Raw genomic sequence first — 15071 nt, 5'->3', positions numbered from 1 at the left:
AATGGAAGGAGCCACCATGGCTGGAAACGTTCCCCCGGTCGCCGACGAGCGCGAAGGTCTCCTCGCCTACCTCGAGCAGCAGCGCCACGTCCTGCGGATCGCGGCCCACGGCCTCACCGAAGAACAGGCCAGAGCCGTCCCGACCAAAAGCTCACTGAGTGTCGGTGGCCTGATCAAGCACACCGCGCACGTCGAAGACGGCTGGCTCGACATCATCCTCCAGAAGCCCGCGAAGCCTATGGAAGAGACGATGAAGGAGTACGAAGCGGGCTACGTGATGGCGCCGGACGAGACGATCGAAAGCGTCTACGCGCGCTATGACGAGGTCGCCCGCCGCACCTCGGACGTCATCGCCGGGATCGCCGACCTCGGCCAGCCTGTCCCGGTGCCGCAGGGCGTGCCCTGGTATCCGAAGGACGTCGAGGCCTGGTCTGTCCGCTGGGTGCTGCTCCACCTCATCGAGGAGACCGCGCGGCACGCCGGGCATGCCGACATCATCCGCGAGCACATCGACGGCGCGACCGCGATCCCGCTGATGGCCGCGGCGGAAGGCTGGCCGGAGACGCCCTGGCTCAAGCCGTGGTCGCCCGCCACGGCCTAGAACAACGTCGGTTCGTCCGCCAAAGCGCCTTCGATGACCAGCATCCGGCGCTTGGTGGCGACCCCTCCACGCGCCGAGAACCCGCCGTCCTTGCCGCCCGCGGCGAGCACGCGGTGGCACGGCACGATGATCGGGAACGGGTTACGGCCCATCGCCTGCCCCACGGCCTGCGCCCCACCGGGCATGCCGAGGATGTTCGCGATGTCGCCGTAGGTCAGCGTCTTGCCCGCGGGGATCGAACGGATGAACTCGTACACCCGGTGATGGAACTCCGGCACGCCCTCGTAATCGAGCTCGACGCCGGTGAGGTCCGTGCGCTGGCCGTTCATCAACGAGACCACGTCGTCGATCGTCCGCTGGACCTCCGCCGGCGGTACGGACTCGACCGCGTCGGGCAGGCGCGCGGTGAGCCGCGCCCTGGTCTTCTCTTCACTGCCTTCGGGTAGCTGGACCGCGATGACCCCGCGTTCGCTCCACGCGATGCCGCAGTCGCCGATCGCGGTGCCGAACACGGCGTAGCCCGGTGCCGTCATGAGTCCAGGGTACGAGACGGGTCCGACAGTTTCGGCTTAGCCGCTTTTGGCGACACCACAGTGCCAAGGACACGGTGGCTGCGATAGGACTATGGGCATGACCGACCTCGTGCTTGATCACCTCGTCTACGCCGGGCCGAATCTCGAAGACGCTGTCGCGCGCGTCGCGGATCTGACCGGCGTCACGCCCGTACGCGGGGGCAGGCATGTCGGGCTCGGCACGGCCAACTATCTGGCCGATCTCGGCGCCGGTGCCTACCTCGAAGTAGTGGGGCCCGATCCGGACCAACCCGGGCACGCCGGGCCGCGGCCGTTCGGCATCGACGAGCTGACCGAGCCCGCCCTGATCACCTGGGCCGCGCGTGTTCAGGGCATCGACGACGCGATCGCCGAGGCCCGTGAACGCGGTTACGACCCGGGAGAGGCGTTCGAGATGTCGCGCGCCACCGACGACGGCGAACTGCTGACCTGGCGCCTCACCGGCGCCGGCGGCTTGAACGGGCTCGCGCCCTTCCTCATCGACTGGGGGAGCACTCCGCATCCGACGACGCGAGGACTTCCCTCGATCCCGCTGCTCCTGGTCACCGGTGTCCACCCCGAGCCCGCCGCGGTGGAGTCCGCGGTCCGGGCGCTCGGGATGGACATGCTCGTTCGCCGTGACGCGAAGCCCGGCCTGGTGGCCGTGCTCCAGAACTCAGCCGGGAAGCAGGTCACGCTGAGCTGAGCGGGTCACGACCGTGCCCTCGCGCCAGCCGTTGGTCATCGGCAGCCGCCGGTCCCGCCCGAACGCCTTGAACGTGATCTTGGTGCCCGGCGGGTACTGGCGGCGCTTGTATTCGGCCTTGTCGACCATGCGCACCACACGATCGATGGTCTCCGGCTCGAAGCCCGCGTCCACCAGGTCGACGTAACCGCGGTCGCCCTCGATGTAGTCGTCGAGGATGTCGTCGAGCATCAGGTAGTCGGGCAGCGAGTCACTGTCCAGCTGCCCGGGCCGCAGTTCGGCCGACGGCGGCTTGGTGATCGAGTTCTCCGGGATCGGCGGAGTCTCGCCGTTCTTCTCGGCTTCCGCGTTGCGCCATTTGGCCAGATGCCAGACGTAGGTCTTGAACAGGTCCTTGATCGGCGCGAAGGCTCCGACGGCGTCGCCGTAGATCGTCGAATAGCCGACGGCGAGCTCGGTCTTGTTGCCGGTGGCGAGCACCAGGTGACCGTCCTGATTGGACAGTGCCATCAGCAGCATGCCGCGGACGCGGGCCTGGATGTTCTCTTCGGCGAGGCCGGTCAGCTGAAGCTGTTCGACGTAGATCTTGACCATGTCCGCGATCGGCTCGACGCGATAGTGCGCGCCGATACGGCGGGCCAGATCAGCGGCGTCGTCCTTCGAGTGCCCCGAGGAGTACTCCGAAGGCATCGAAACGCCGTAGACGTTGTCGCCGCCGAGCGCGTCGGCGGCCAGCGCCGCCACGACCGCCGAGTCGATGCCGCCGGAGAAGCCGAACGTCACCGACGAGAAGCCGTTCTTGTGCACGTAGTCGCGCAGGCCGACGACGAGCGCGTGCCAGACCTCGGCCTCGTCCGACAGCGGCTCGCTGATGGCCGAATCGCTGCTCGGGCTGTAGGCCGGGACCGGCTCCTCGCTGAGGACGCGGCGCTTGACCCGCAGACCCTCGAACTCCCCCTCGGCGGTGTGCCCGCCCGCGACCAGGTCCGTGTCGACGATGAGCAGGTGCTCGACGAACTGCGGAGCGCGCGCCAGCAACCGGCCGTCCGCGCCGACCACGATCGAATCGCCGTCGAAGACGAGGTCGTCCTGACCGCCGACCTGGTTCGTGTACACCAGCGGCGCCCCGGCCTCGGCCGCGCGGCGGGCGATGAGCGGCAGGCGGATGTCGTCCTTCGCGCGTTCGAACGGCGAAGCGTTGGGCGCGACCACGAGGTCCACCCCGGCCTTGCCCAACGCGGAGATCGGGCCGCCGTCCTGCCAGACGTCCTCGCAGATGACCATGCCGACGTCGACGCCGTGGAAGCGGACGACCTCGAGGTCGTGGCCCGGCTTGAACCAGCGGTGCTCGTCGAAGACGCCGTAGTTGGGCAGGTGGTGCTTGAACTGGCGGGCGACCACCTCGCCGCGGTACAGCGCGGCCGCCGCGTCGCGCGGACCGGCCTCGTCCAGGTCGAGGTACCCGATGTAGGTGAGCACCTCGCCGCATCCGGCTTCCTCGAGCCGCCGGGCGAGCGCTTCGACCATCTGCTTCGAGGCGGAGGCGAACGTCGGGCGGAGGGAAAGGTCCTCGACGGGGTAACCGGTGAGGGACATCTCCGGGAAGACCACGACGTGGGCGCCTGCTTCGGCGGCCTTGCGGGTCCACTCGACGGTGAGATCGGCGTTGCCCTCGAGGTCCCCGACGGTGGTGTTGACCTGGGCCAGTGCGATGCGCAGTTGCGGCATGCCGTCATTCTCACCCACCGGCGTCCGCCGGGACGAGTGGATGTGCCGAATCGCCCACCTGGGTCCTGTTCGCCGGGGCGCGACCAGCGGGGGAGCAAGGGACCTTTGCTATCGTCGGACGCCTGACCTGGGCTTTCGCCGGAAAAGAGAGCGGGGGACCTTTGCTGTCACTCTCTTTTGGAGAGCGACAGCAAAGGTCCCCCGCTACGTTCCGGGCCCCGGAGCTACTTCCGCTTGATCATGCTCCGCACCTTCTTGATGGTCTGTTCGAAGTCGGAGTCGAACGGGTTGTCGTGCACCAGGTAGGTCCACGTCGTGTTCGCCCGCCGCACGCCCGCGTCACCGAGGTCGATCCCGTTCTCGGTGATCTCGGCTTCCTCGAGTGTCTTCGCCGCCCGCTCGGCCGCCTCCGGGATGATCTTGTGGAACTCAGGGATCGCCGCGCGGTGGAACTCGTCGATCGGCGTCTCCCGCGCCAGCGCCCGCAGGTGGATGCTCTCCCGCACGTCGGTCAGGAACGCCAGGTGGTCCGACCACAGCTGGTCGATGTGGAACAGCAGCACCTCACGGCTCAGCTGTTCGACACGAGCCTCGTCGTCGACGGCCTCCGAAAGCTCCTTGAACTTCTCCGGATGCGCCTTCTCCAGCACCTCCGCCGCGTGCGCCGTCCGCAGCACCTTGTCCCGGTGCTCGAGCAGCTCGCCGCGCTGCCGCTCGATCAGCCGCGTGTAGCGCCAGGTGTTCCGGTGGATCTCCAGGTCGACACCCTCGGCGACGCGCTGCGCGTGGTTGATCTGCCGCAGTGCCGCCGGGTCGGTGACCTCGCCGCTGCCCACGTCGGAGCCGATGCCTTCGGGCACGTCCGGCGCGTTCGACAGCACGAGTTCGTCGTTCAGGCTGGCGAAGAACACCGCGCTGCCCGGGTCACCCTGCCGCCCGGACCGGCCGCGCAGCTGTCCGTCCAGCCTGCTCGACGGGTAGCGGGCGGTGCCGATCACGTGCAGGCCGCCGAGTTCGACGACCTCGTCACGACCGTCGCCGTCCTTGCCGCCCAGCCGGATGTCGGTCCCTCGACCGGCCATCTGGGTCGAAACGGTGACCGCGCCCTTCTTGCCGGCGTCGGCGATGATCTCGGCTTCTTCGGCGTCGTTGCGCGCGTTGAGCACGACGCATTCGAGCTCGACCTTCGCCAGCTTCTCGGCCAGTTCCTCCGATTCGGCGACGTCCTGGGTGCCGACGAGGATCGGCCGCCCGCTCTCGTGCACCCGCCGGATCTCCTCTTCGATCGCGCGCAGCTTCTGCGACGGCGACCCGAAGATCCTGTCCTCCTGGTCTTCACGGATGTTCGGCGTGTTCGGCGGGATGACCGCGACCTCGAGCTTGTAGAACTCGCGCAACTGCTCGGCGACCGCGACCGCGGTACCGGTCATGCCCGCGACCTCGGGGTAGCGCGCGAGCAGCGCCTGCACGGTGATCGAGTCGAGGATCTCGCCCCGGTCGGTCGCCTTGACCTGCTCCTTCGCCTCGACGGCGGCCTGGAGGCCGTCCGGCCAGCGCTGCAGTTCGGCTACGCGGCCGCGTGCGGCGTTGATCAGCTGCACCTTGCCGTCACGCACGAGGTAGTCGACGTCGCGGGTGAGCAGCGCGTGCGCGTGCAGCGCCACGTTCACCGCGGGCAGCCGGTCCGAACCCGTGTCGTCGTAAAGGTTGATGTCGTCGCCGAGGGCCTTCTCGACCACCGACGCGCCCGCCTTGGTCAGCCAAGCGTTGCGGCCGTCGGCGTCGGTCTCGTAGTGCAGCCCGAGCCGCAGCCGCCGGACGATGTTCGCGACCTCGTCGTCGGCGTCGGTGTGGTCGATCGACCCCGCCATCACCAGCGGCACCCGTGCCTCGTCGACCAGCACGGAGTCCGCCTCGTCGACGATCGCCACCTCGGGATCGCGCTGGACCAAGTCCTCTTCGCGGGTCACCAGGCGGTCGCGAAGCACGTCGAAGCCGATCTCGCTGACGGCGCCGTACGTGACCTCCTTCGCGTACGCCTCGCGGCGCTCGTCGCGCGAGTGAGCCGGCTCGATCCAGCCGACGGAGACGCCGAGCAGGTCGTAGATCGGGCCCATCCATTCCGCGTCACGGCGGGCGAGGTAGTCGTTCACCGTGACGACGTGGACGTGCTTCCCTCGCAGCGCGTACCCGGCGCCTGCCAGCGCGCCCGCCAGCGTCTTGCCCTCACCGGTCTCCATCTGCACGATATGCCCGCTGAGCAGGCCCATCGTGCCGAGCAGCTGGACGTCGAAGGCACGCTCGCCGAGCGCGCGCCGAGCGGCCTCACGGCCGAGCGCGCAGACCTCGACCAGCTGGTCGTTGCCGAAGGACGTGGCGTCCCGAAGCTTGCCGGCCCGCTCTGTCAGCTCCTCGTCGGAGAGCTTCTCCAACTCGGGCTCGAGCTTCTCGATGGCCGGCAGCAGCGCTTCGTAGCGGGTCAGCTCGACGCTGCCCGGCCGCTGGATGATCCGGCGCAGCTTCTTGCCCACCCGGCTGATCAGTGCTGCCACCCCTGTGCTCCCGTCTGTTCTTCTGCCGTCCGCACCCGTATCACCAACGCAGTGGTGGTGCGGCCGAGTTCCACGGCCGATGGCACGATCCAACCGTGTCCACTCATGTCAGCGCCAGGTCCCGTGCCCGTCGATTCGCCGCGATCACGCTGTCCGGCCTGCTCGCCGTCACTTTCGCCGCGTGCTCGTCGGGAGAGGGTAGAACCCAGCCGCCGCCTCCGGCGACCGAATCGCACGCTCCGACCGGACCGGTGCCCGCAGGACTCGAGAAGTTCTACGGACAGAGTCTGACCTGGGCCGACTGTGCACCCTACGCGACATCCGATGACGCAAAAGCGGCGTTTCGAGTGAAGGACGCACAATGTGCCCGGCTGACCGTCCCGCTCGACTACGCGAAGCCTGAAGGCGACTCGATCACGCTCGGCCTGCTGCGCCGGAAGGCGCTGGAAACCGACGAAAGGATTGGGTCGCTCGTGGTCAACCCGGGCGGCCCGGGTGCTTCCGGTATGGAGGCCGCGGCCGGTCTCGCCTCGCGGACGGCGACGAACGAGCTGGGCAAACGCTTCGACGTCGTCGGTTTCGACCCGCGCGGCATCGGCGCGAGCCAGCCGCAGATCCGCTGCCTGACCGACGCCGAACGCGACGCGGACCGGGCGGACGACAGCGAGACGGACGGGTCACCCGACGGGGTGAAAAAGCAGGAGACCGAGTCCCAGGAGTTCGCGACCAGGTGCGCTCAGCGGACCGAACACGGTGCCTCGATGCTCGCGAACGTGGGTACGCGCGACGTCGTCAAGGACATCGACATCCTGCGTTCGGTCCTCGGCGACCCGAAGCTGAACTACCTCGGCTACTCGTACGGGACGAGGATCGGATCCGCCTATGCGGAGGCGTTCCCGGCGAATGTCCGCGCTCTGGTGCTCGACGGTGCCGTCGACCCCGAGCAGGACGCGGTGGAATCGCTGGTCGCACAGGGGCAGGGCTTCGGCAAGGCGTTCGCAGAGTTCTCGAACTGGTGCGCCGCGCGCGAAGACTGCGCTCTCGGGCGTGACGCGGCAGGCGTGACCAAGGCGTTCCAGGACCTGGTGCGGCCGTTGATCGACTTCCCGGTGCCGGTCAGCGACGGTCGGAAACTGTCGTACGAGGACGCGACGACAGGCGTTATCCAGGCCCTCTACCAGCAGGATCTCTGGGAACCGCTGAACACCGCGCTCAACGACCTGAAGCGCCAGCGTGGCGACGGCCTGGAGCGGCTGGCCGACCTCTACAACGAACGCGGTGCCGACGGCCGCTACGGGACGACACAGGACGCGTTCGTCGCGATCCGGTGCGTCGACGACCCGCGGGTCACCGATCCGGCGAAGATCCTCGACGCGCAGAAGCGGTACGCGCAGGCGGCGCCGTTCCTCGACGACGGCAGGCCGGACGGTTCCGCCCGCGACGCCTGCGCCTTCTGGCCGGTCCCGAACACCTCGGAACCGCACCAGCCCAACGTCGAAGGCCTGCCGAAGACGCTGGTCATCTCGACGACGAACGACCCGGCGACCCCCTACCAGGCGGGCGTCAACCTCGCGAAAGCGATCAAGGGAGCTTTGCTGACGTTCGAGGGCACCCAGCACACGGTGTTCCTCCAAGGCGTCTCGTGCGTCGACCGGATCGGCATCGACTACCTGGTGAGTGGCGCCGTGCCGGACGAGGGCACCCGCTGCGCAGGCAAGTAACGAGTTCGGCGCGAAGGGCCGTGAGCTGCCGGGACGCTGCGAAGATCGCGAGATGAGCCTTCGCCGCGTCCCGGCCACGCTCGCAGTTGTCGTGCTCGTCGCTTCGTGCACGTCACCACAGCCGCAGCCTGTGCAGCCGCCGGCGCCTCAGCCGACCACGGCGTCACCGACTCCGGACCCGAAGGCGCTCGAGAAGTTCACTGAGCAGAAGTTGGCATGGGGCGCGTGTGAGTCCTTCAAGGACAAGACGTTCGACTGCGCGAAGCTCACCGTGCCGCTCGATTACCTGAAGCCGGACGGCGAAACGATCTCGATCGGCGTCCTCCGGCACAAGGCGACGAAGGCGGACCAGCGGATCGGCTCGCTCGTGGTCAACCCGGGCGGGCCCGGCGGCTCAGGCGTCTCGGCGGCCGCGCGCATCGCGAAGTCCCTGCCCGCGGCGACCTTGGCCGGGCGCTTCGACATCGTCGGTTTCGATCCGCGCGGCGTCGGGACCAGCGATCCGAAGCTCGTGTGCCTCACCGATGCGGAACGGGACGCGGACCGCGCGGACGATTCGGAAAGCGACACGACCCCGAGCGGCATCACGAAGCAACTCGCCGAAGCGAGGGCGTACGCCGCGAAGTGCGCCGAGCGCACGAAGCACGGCAAGGAGCTGCTCGCCAACATCGGGACCAGGGATGTCGTCCGCGATCTCGATGTCCTTCGCTCGGCCCTCGGCGACGAGAAACTCACCTACCTGGGCTTTTCGTACGGCACGCAGATCGGGACCGCGTATGCCGAGGCATATCCGGACAAAGTGCGGGCGCTGCTCCTCGACGGCGCTGTCGATCCTCAACTCGACACCGCCGAATCGCTGGTCACGCAGATGGCCGGCTTCCAGAACACGTTCACCGAATTCGGCGAATGGTGCGTCGCCCGCGCGGACTGCGCGCTCGGCCGCGATGCGGGGGCGGTGACGAAGGCGTTCCAGAACCTGGTCCAACCGCTGATCACCAAGCCGGTCCTGGCCGGGAACCGCGAACTTTCGTTCGAAGACGCCATCACCGGCACCAGCGCCGCGCTGTACTCGCAGGACGCGTGGAAGTTTCTCAACGACGGGTTCGCCGAGCTCAAACGGGGGAGTGGCAAAGCCCTGGTCGCGCTCGCCGACAACTACTACGGCCGCGAATCGGACGGCCGGTACACCGGGATCCTCGACGTGTACTTCGCGGTTCGCTGCGTCGACAGCACGCGGATCACCGACCGGCGCGTCATCGACGGAGCCCACGAGCGGATGCTCCAGGGCGCGCCGTTCCTCGCCGGTGGCACCCCGGACATGAGCGAGCTCGACATCTGCTCGGTCTGGCCGGTGCCCGCCACTTCGGAAGTTCATAAACCGGACATCGAAGGCCTGCCGAGTCCGCTGGTCATCTCGACCACCGATGACCCGGCGACCCCGTACGCGTCCGGCGTGAACCTGGCGCGGGACCTCAAGGGAGCTTTGCTCACGTTCGAGGGAGCGCAGCACACCGTCTTCCTGGACGGCAACGCCTGCGTGGACGGCGCCGGCTTCGCCTACCTGATCGACGGGAAGCTGCCCGCCCCGGACACCCGCTGCACCTAGCGGGGGAGCAAGGGACCTTTGCTATCGCCACCCCCGCTGACCTGGCCTTTCGTCTCGCCAGGGAAGCAGGGGACCTTTGCTATCGCCCGCCCCCGACGACCACCGCGTCATGCCTGGTCAACGCCAGCTCCAGCATCACCGCGAAGTCCTGCGGGCTCGTCGGCGGCACCTGCAGCCACACCCGCACCAGCCGCCGCGGCGCGGCTTTCGAAATCCACAGCTTCACGAACACGTCCGACCTGATCTCCGGCACGATCCCGCCGATCACCGCGGCGGGCACCTTCGCCGCGATCCGGAACGAGTCGGTGTCCTGCACCCGCTCCCACCGCTCGCCCTTCAGCTCGGTCGCCCCGGTCAGCAGTCGCCGAAGCCCGCCGTCCGCCCCGAGCATCGCCTGAGGCGTGTAGGGCGCCGAAGCCGGAACCACCCGTTCCCCGTCAGGCCCACTGAGCGTGATCTCCGACCCGGAGAGCCGGTACTTGACCTTCATCCGTTCGAAGTCGTCCTGCAGGTCGGCATTACCGACCGCGCCACCCTCGAGACTGACGTCGCCATCGAGCCCCCGCACCGGCAACCCGGTGACCACGCCGTTCACCCCGAGAGTGAAGCGAACGCTGCGTAACGAGACGAGGGAGTCGGCCGCCGCGCTCACGAATTCCTGGGCGGACGGCAACGGGGGCGACCCCGCACAGCCGCCGATGAGCCCGATCGTGAGCAGCAGCGCCGGCACGAGGTGACGGCAGCGCATGGCCAGAGCCTATGGCTTGGCCCGAATCTTGCGCACGGTGTCCTTCCAGCCGCTTCCGTCGGGAGCCGCCGCCGATGAGGCTGTATCCGTGCACCCTGAGACCCGGCTCCACCGTGCGTGGTTCGTCGCCGCCGCCGCGTTCATCGCCCTGCTCGCCGCCGCCGGTTTCCGCGCGGCCCCCGGCGTGCTCATCGACCCGCTCCACGACGAGTTCGGCTGGTCGCGCGCGACGATCGCGTCAGCCGTATCCGTGAACCTCGTGCTCTACGGACTCTTCTCGCCCTTCGCAGCAGCTCTCATGGAGCGCTTCGGCATGCGACGCGTCGCCTCGACGGCGTTGTTCGTCGTCGCGATCGGTGCGGGCGGCACGGTGTTCATGAGCGCGAGCTGGCAGCTCATCCTCTGCTGGGGCGTTCTGGTCGGCATCGGCACCGGTTCGATGGCGATGAGCTTCGCCGCGACGGTCGCCGCCCGCTGGTTCGTCCGCAGCCGCGGCGTCGTCACCGGGGTCCTCACCGCGGCGGGCGCCACCGGCCAGCTGATCTTCCTCCCGATCGTGGCGAACCTCGCCATCGACGAAGGCTGGCGGACCGCCTCGCTCGTCATCGCCATCGCCGCCCTGGCCGTTGTCCCCGTCGTCCTCCTGGTGGTCCGCGATCACCCATCCGACGTCGGAACGACCGCGTACGGCGCCGAGCCCGGCGAAGTCGCGCCGGTCACCCGCACCGGTGGTTCCGCCCGCCGGGCGCTAACCGTCCTCGGCTCGGCAGCACGCACCAAGACGTTCTGGTTGCTCGCCGTCGGCTTCGCGATCTGCGGCGCCACCACGAATGGCCTGGTCAGCACCCATTTCGTCCCCGCGGCGCACGACCACGGCATGCCACAGACCACCGCCGCCGGCCTGCTCGCCCTCGTCGGGATCTTCGACGTCGTCGGCACCATCGCCTCCGGCTGGCTCACCGACCGGGTCGACCCGCGCGTCCTGCTCGGCGTCTACTACGCCCTTCGCGGTGTTTCGCTCGCGCTTCTTCCGCAGCTGTTGAGCGGATCGGTGGAACCGAGCATGTGGGCGTTCATCGTCTTCTACGGCCTCGACTGGGTGGCGACGGTTCCGCCGACGGTCGCGCTCTGCGTCCGCCAATACGGTGCCGCCGGGCCGATCGTCTTCGGCTGGGTTTTCGCCAGTCACCAGCTCGGCGCCGGTCTCGCGGCCTTCGGTGCCGGCGCGATCCGCGACTCCTCCGGCAGCTACGCGCTCGCTTGGTACATCGCCGCGGGTCTCGCCGTGCTCGCTTCGGTCGCCTCGCTGGCCATCACGAAGGCGGCCAAGCCCGCACCGGTTCTGGTGGGGTGATCCACCACTTCCGGTCGATCGGCGCGTCGCGAAACATGTCGTTAACACGTTCTCGTTAGGGTGCGGCCATGGATCGCCAGCAGGAGTTCGTGCTCCGTACCTTGGAAGAGCGCGACATCCGTTTCGTCAGGCTCTGGTTCACCGACGTGCTGGGGTTTCTCAAGTCCGTCGCCGTGGCTCCCGCCGAGCTCGAGGGCGCCTTCAGCGAGGGCATCGGCTTCGACGGATCGGCCATCGAAGGATTCGCGCGCGTCTACGAATCCGACATGGTCGCGAAGCCAGACCCGGCAACGTTCCAGGTCTTGCCGTGGGAGACCCCGGACGGCGGCCCGTACTCGGCGCGCATGTTCTGCGACATCGCGATGCCGGACGGCTCCCCGTCGTGGGCGGACCCCCGGCACGTCCTGCGCAGGCAACTCTCGAAGGCGGCCGAAGCGGGCTTCACCTGCTACGTCCACCCCGAGATCGAGTTCTTCCTGCTCGCCAGCCTGCCGGACGACGGCAGCGAACCCGAGCCCGCGGACAACGGCGGGTACTTCGACCAGGCCAGCCACGCGACAGCGACGCACTTCCGCCGCCACGCCATCGAGACGCTCGAGGCGATGGGGATCTCGGTCGAGTTCAGCCATCACGAAGGCGCGCCCGGCCAGCAGGAGATCGACCTCAGGTACGCCGACGCGCTGACCATGGCCGACAACGTGATGACCTTCCGCTACGTCGTCAAGGAGGTCGCGCTCACCCAAGGGGTCCGCGCGACGTTCATGCCGAAGCCGTTCACCAACCAGCCGGGCTCGGGGATGCACACCCACGTGAGCTTGTTCGAGGGCGATCGCAACGCCTTCTACGACGCCGAAGACCCGTACGAGTTGTCGGCGACCGGTAAAGCTTTCGTGGCGGGGCTGTTGCACCACGCGAAGGAGATCTCCGCAGTCACCAACCAGTGGGTGAACTCCTACAAACGGCTGATCAGCGGAAGCGAGGCCCCGACGACCGTTTCGTGGGGCCGGGCCAACCGCTCCGCGCTGGTCAGGGTGCCGATGTACTCGCCGGGCAAGGCGTCGTCACGCCGCGTGGAGATCCGCACGCTCGACTCGGCCTGCAACCCCTATCTGGCGTACTCGGTCATCCTGGCCGCCGGCCTCAAGGGCATCGAAAAGGGCTACGAGCTGCCGCCTCCCGCCGAGGACAACATCTGGCAGCTCTCGGACGCCGAACGCCGCGCGGCCGGATATGCCCAGCTCCCGCAGAACCTCGGCGAGGCCCTGTCCGAGATGGAAAAATCGGAACTTCTGCCCGAAGCGCTCGGGGAGCACGTTTACGACTTCTTCCTGCGCAACAAACGTGTTGAATGGGATAACTACCGCAGTGCGGTGACCCCGTACGAACTGCGGACCCTGCTTCCGGTGCTCTAGAAGGAGACCTGATGGTGCGGCGACCGGTGTTCCGAGTTCTGACGACACTGGTCGCCGCGACCATCGCGGCGAGTGCCGCACCAGCGGCATCCGCCACCGGCAGACCTCTCGACCTCGACGCCGCCGACATCCCCGCGCTCCAGGCCCGGATGTCCTCCGGACGGCTGACAGCGGTCGGTCTGACCTCGGCTTATCTCGATCGCATCCACAAGGTCGACCGGAAGGTCAACGCGGTCATCGCGGTCAATCCGGCCGCGCTCGCGCAAGCCGCGGAGAGCGACGCCAGGCGCCGGGCGGGCAAGACCCGCGGCCCCCTCGACGGCATCCCGGTCCTGGTGAAGGACAACGTCGACACCCGCTCGATGCAGACGACAGCCGGCTCACGCGCCCTGCGCAGCAAGCCCGCGAAAGACGCAACATTGCTCCGCCGCCTGCGTGATGCGGGCGCGGTGCTCCTCGGCAAGGCGAACCTGTCCGAGTGGGCGAACTTCCGCGCCGCCAAACCCACTTCCGGGTGGTCAGGCGTCGGCGGGCAGACGAACAACCCGTACGTGCTCGATCGCAATCCTTGTGGGTCGTCCGCCGGATCCGCCGCCGGTGTCGCCGCGTCGCTCGCCCAGGTCGCGATCGGCAGCGAGACCGACGGCTCGATCGTCTGCCCGGCCGGGATGACCTCGACCGTGGGACACAAACCGAGCCTCGGCCTGGTCAGCCGCACCGGGGTGGTGCCGATCTCGGCCGAGCAGGACACCGCCGGCCCGATGGCCCGGCACGTCGTCGACGTCGCGCTGACTCTTTCCGCGCTCCAAGGCCGCGACCCGGCCGACCCCGCCACCGGCGCGTACCCGCCGAATCAGCCGACCGACTACGCCGCACACCTCCGCCCCGGCGCGCTGAAGGGCTCCCGGATCGGCCTCTGGCGACTGCCGGTTCTCGGCCCGGACGTCGACGCCGTGATGATGCGAACCAGGAACTCGCTGGTCAAAGCGGGTGCCGAGGTCGTCGAAGTGACTCCGCCGTACCAGGCCAGGCTCGGCGAACTGGAGTTCCCGGCACTGCTCACCGAGTTCCACCGGGACATCGACCGCTACCTGGCCACACGCCCGCAAGGGCCGAGCGACCTCGCCGCGCTGATCGACTACAACCGGTCCGACCCGCTGGAGCAGACCTGCTTCGCCGGACAGGAACTCTTCGAGCAGGCACTCGCCGCACCCGGCCCGTCCGATCCCGGCTACCTGGCCATGCGCCGCGAACTGACCGATCTGGCGAAACGCTCGATCGACGAGACCCTCGCCAAGTACCGCCTCGACGCGATCGCCGCGCCCACGAACCCGCCCGCCTGGAAGACCGACTGCAAAACCGGCGACAACGACGTGATCCCGTCGTCGACGCCCGCCGCGGTCGCGGGGTATCCGGCGGTGACCGTGCCCGCCGGTTTCGTCGGCGAGCTCCCGGTCGGGGTTTCGTTCATGGCGGGGCGGTGGACGGACGCCCGAGTGCTCTCCTACGCGGCCGACTTCGAACGCGTCGTCCCCGCCCGCAAACCGCCTCGCTACCTGAAGACCGTCGGATGACGGGGGTTCATACCGGCTGACCTGCGGCGATGTCGTTAAGTGACCCCCCTGTTTTCAGGGGGTTCCGGGGCATGTAATCTTCTCTTCGTCGCCAAGAACACCGGGCCACCGGGGCCGAAAAGCCCCAGGCCAGGAACACGGGCCGAGCGGGTTGACACCGCGAACCGGACCAGGTAACGTTCTACGTCGGCCCACGAGCGGCCGCCGACCCCCTACGACTAACACCGTAGGATTCGGCATGCTCGACCAAAAGCTTGTGAATATCGCTTTGAAACAAAGCGTGTTGCTTGAGAACTCAACAGTGTGCTAGTGAACTAAGCCAGTAGAGCTTATGTATTAAGAACCTCGTTTGAGGTTCCTTTGAGTGCATTAAATTGCCTCGATCAAATTTGACATTGTTGGAGAGTTTGATCCTGGCTCAGGACGAACGCTGGCGGCGTGCTTAACACATGCAAGTCGAACGATGAAGCCTTCGGGTGGATTAGTGGCGAACGGGTGAGTAACACGTGGGCAATCTG

The 15071-nt window shown here is 68.2% G+C and carries 11 protein-coding genes and 1 rRNA gene; 8 read left to right on the top strand and 4 right to left on the bottom strand.

Features of this window, described 5'->3' with window-relative positions; translation table 11 throughout:
- Positions 1 to 16 precede the first annotated feature (16 nt).
- Positions 17 to 601: a DinB family protein gene (locus ACLJPX_RS39270; protein WP_410605335.1), complete on the top strand. Its 585-nt coding sequence runs from the start codon at positions 17 to 19 to the stop codon at positions 599 to 601.
- Here ACLJPX_RS39270 and ACLJPX_RS39265 read toward each other — a convergent pair.
- Positions 598 to 1134: a methylated-DNA--[protein]-cysteine S-methyltransferase gene (locus ACLJPX_RS39265; protein ID WP_410605334.1), complete on the bottom strand. Its 537-nt coding sequence runs from the start codon at positions 1132 to 1134 to the stop codon at positions 598 to 600. The genes ACLJPX_RS39270 and ACLJPX_RS39265 overlap by 4 nt on opposite strands.
- Before the next feature lie 97 nt (positions 1135 to 1231).
- Between ACLJPX_RS39265 and ACLJPX_RS39260 the strand changes: the two genes are divergently transcribed.
- On the top strand, positions 1232 to 1858 hold the full coding sequence (locus ACLJPX_RS39260) for a VOC family protein (RefSeq protein WP_410605333.1): 627 nt from the start codon (positions 1232 to 1234) through the stop codon (positions 1856 to 1858).
- On the opposite strand, the gene ACLJPX_RS39255 is transcribed toward ACLJPX_RS39260, so the two are convergent.
- Together ACLJPX_RS39255 and secA2 are read right to left on the bottom strand one after the other, a co-directional pair.
- Positions 1829 to 3586: an NAD+ synthase gene (locus ACLJPX_RS39255; RefSeq protein WP_410605332.1), complete on the bottom strand. Its 1758-nt coding sequence runs from the start codon at positions 3584 to 3586 to the stop codon at positions 1829 to 1831. The genes ACLJPX_RS39260 and ACLJPX_RS39255 overlap by 30 nt on opposite strands.
- 224 nt (positions 3587 to 3810) lie before the next feature.
- Complete coding sequence (gene secA2, locus ACLJPX_RS39250; RefSeq protein WP_410605331.1) at positions 3811 to 6138, bottom strand: accessory Sec system translocase SecA2; 2328 nt, start codon at positions 6136 to 6138, stop codon at positions 3811 to 3813.
- 149 nt (positions 6139 to 6287) lie between these two features.
- Here secA2 and ACLJPX_RS39245 point away from each other — a divergent pair, with 149 nt between their 5' ends.
- Together ACLJPX_RS39245 and ACLJPX_RS39240 are read left to right on the top strand one after the other, a co-directional pair.
- Positions 6288 to 7859 (top strand): alpha/beta hydrolase, encoded by a 1572-nt coding sequence (locus tag ACLJPX_RS39245; RefSeq protein WP_410605521.1) that lies wholly within the window; start codon positions 6288 to 6290, stop codon positions 7857 to 7859.
- Positions 7860 to 7911: 52 nt separating this feature from the next.
- Positions 7912 to 9465, top strand: coding sequence for an alpha/beta hydrolase (locus ACLJPX_RS39240; RefSeq protein WP_410605330.1), 1554 nt, complete (start codon positions 7912 to 7914; stop codon positions 9463 to 9465).
- A gap of 79 nt (positions 9466 to 9544) precedes the next feature.
- Here ACLJPX_RS39240 and ACLJPX_RS39235 read toward each other — a convergent pair whose 3' ends face one another.
- A complete protein-coding gene (locus ACLJPX_RS39235) occupies positions 9545 to 10213 on the bottom strand; it encodes an LppX_LprAFG lipoprotein (protein WP_410605329.1) in 669 nt (222 codons plus the stop codon).
- A gap of 88 nt (positions 10214 to 10301) precedes the next feature.
- Here ACLJPX_RS39235 and ACLJPX_RS39230 point away from each other — a divergent pair, with 88 nt between their 5' ends.
- From ACLJPX_RS39230 to ACLJPX_RS39215, 4 genes are all read left to right on the top strand, one after another.
- On the top strand, positions 10302 to 11567 hold the full coding sequence (locus ACLJPX_RS39230; RefSeq protein WP_410605328.1) for an MFS transporter: 1266 nt from the start codon (positions 10302 to 10304) through the stop codon (positions 11565 to 11567).
- Between the two features lie 68 nt (positions 11568 to 11635).
- Positions 11636 to 12979 carry a type I glutamate--ammonia ligase gene (gene glnA / locus ACLJPX_RS39225; RefSeq protein ID WP_037303423.1) on the top strand — a complete coding sequence of 448 codons (1344 nt, stop codon included), beginning with the start codon at positions 11636 to 11638 and terminating at the stop codon, positions 12977 to 12979.
- A gap of 11 nt (positions 12980 to 12990) precedes the next feature.
- A complete protein-coding gene (locus tag ACLJPX_RS39220) occupies positions 12991 to 14553 on the top strand; it encodes an amidase (protein WP_410605327.1) in 1563 nt (520 codons plus the stop codon).
- A 395-nt stretch (positions 14554 to 14948) separates the two neighbouring features.
- A 16S ribosomal RNA gene (locus tag ACLJPX_RS39215) occupies positions 14949 to 15071 on the top strand; the annotation flags it as partial.

This window comes from Amycolatopsis sp. lyj-90 (assembly GCF_046549035.1).
GTDB lineage: Bacteria > Actinomycetota > Actinomycetes > Mycobacteriales > Pseudonocardiaceae > Amycolatopsis.
The sequence above is the reverse complement of the archived record's forward strand: the minus strand, read 5'-3'. Positions and strand labels throughout refer to the sequence as shown.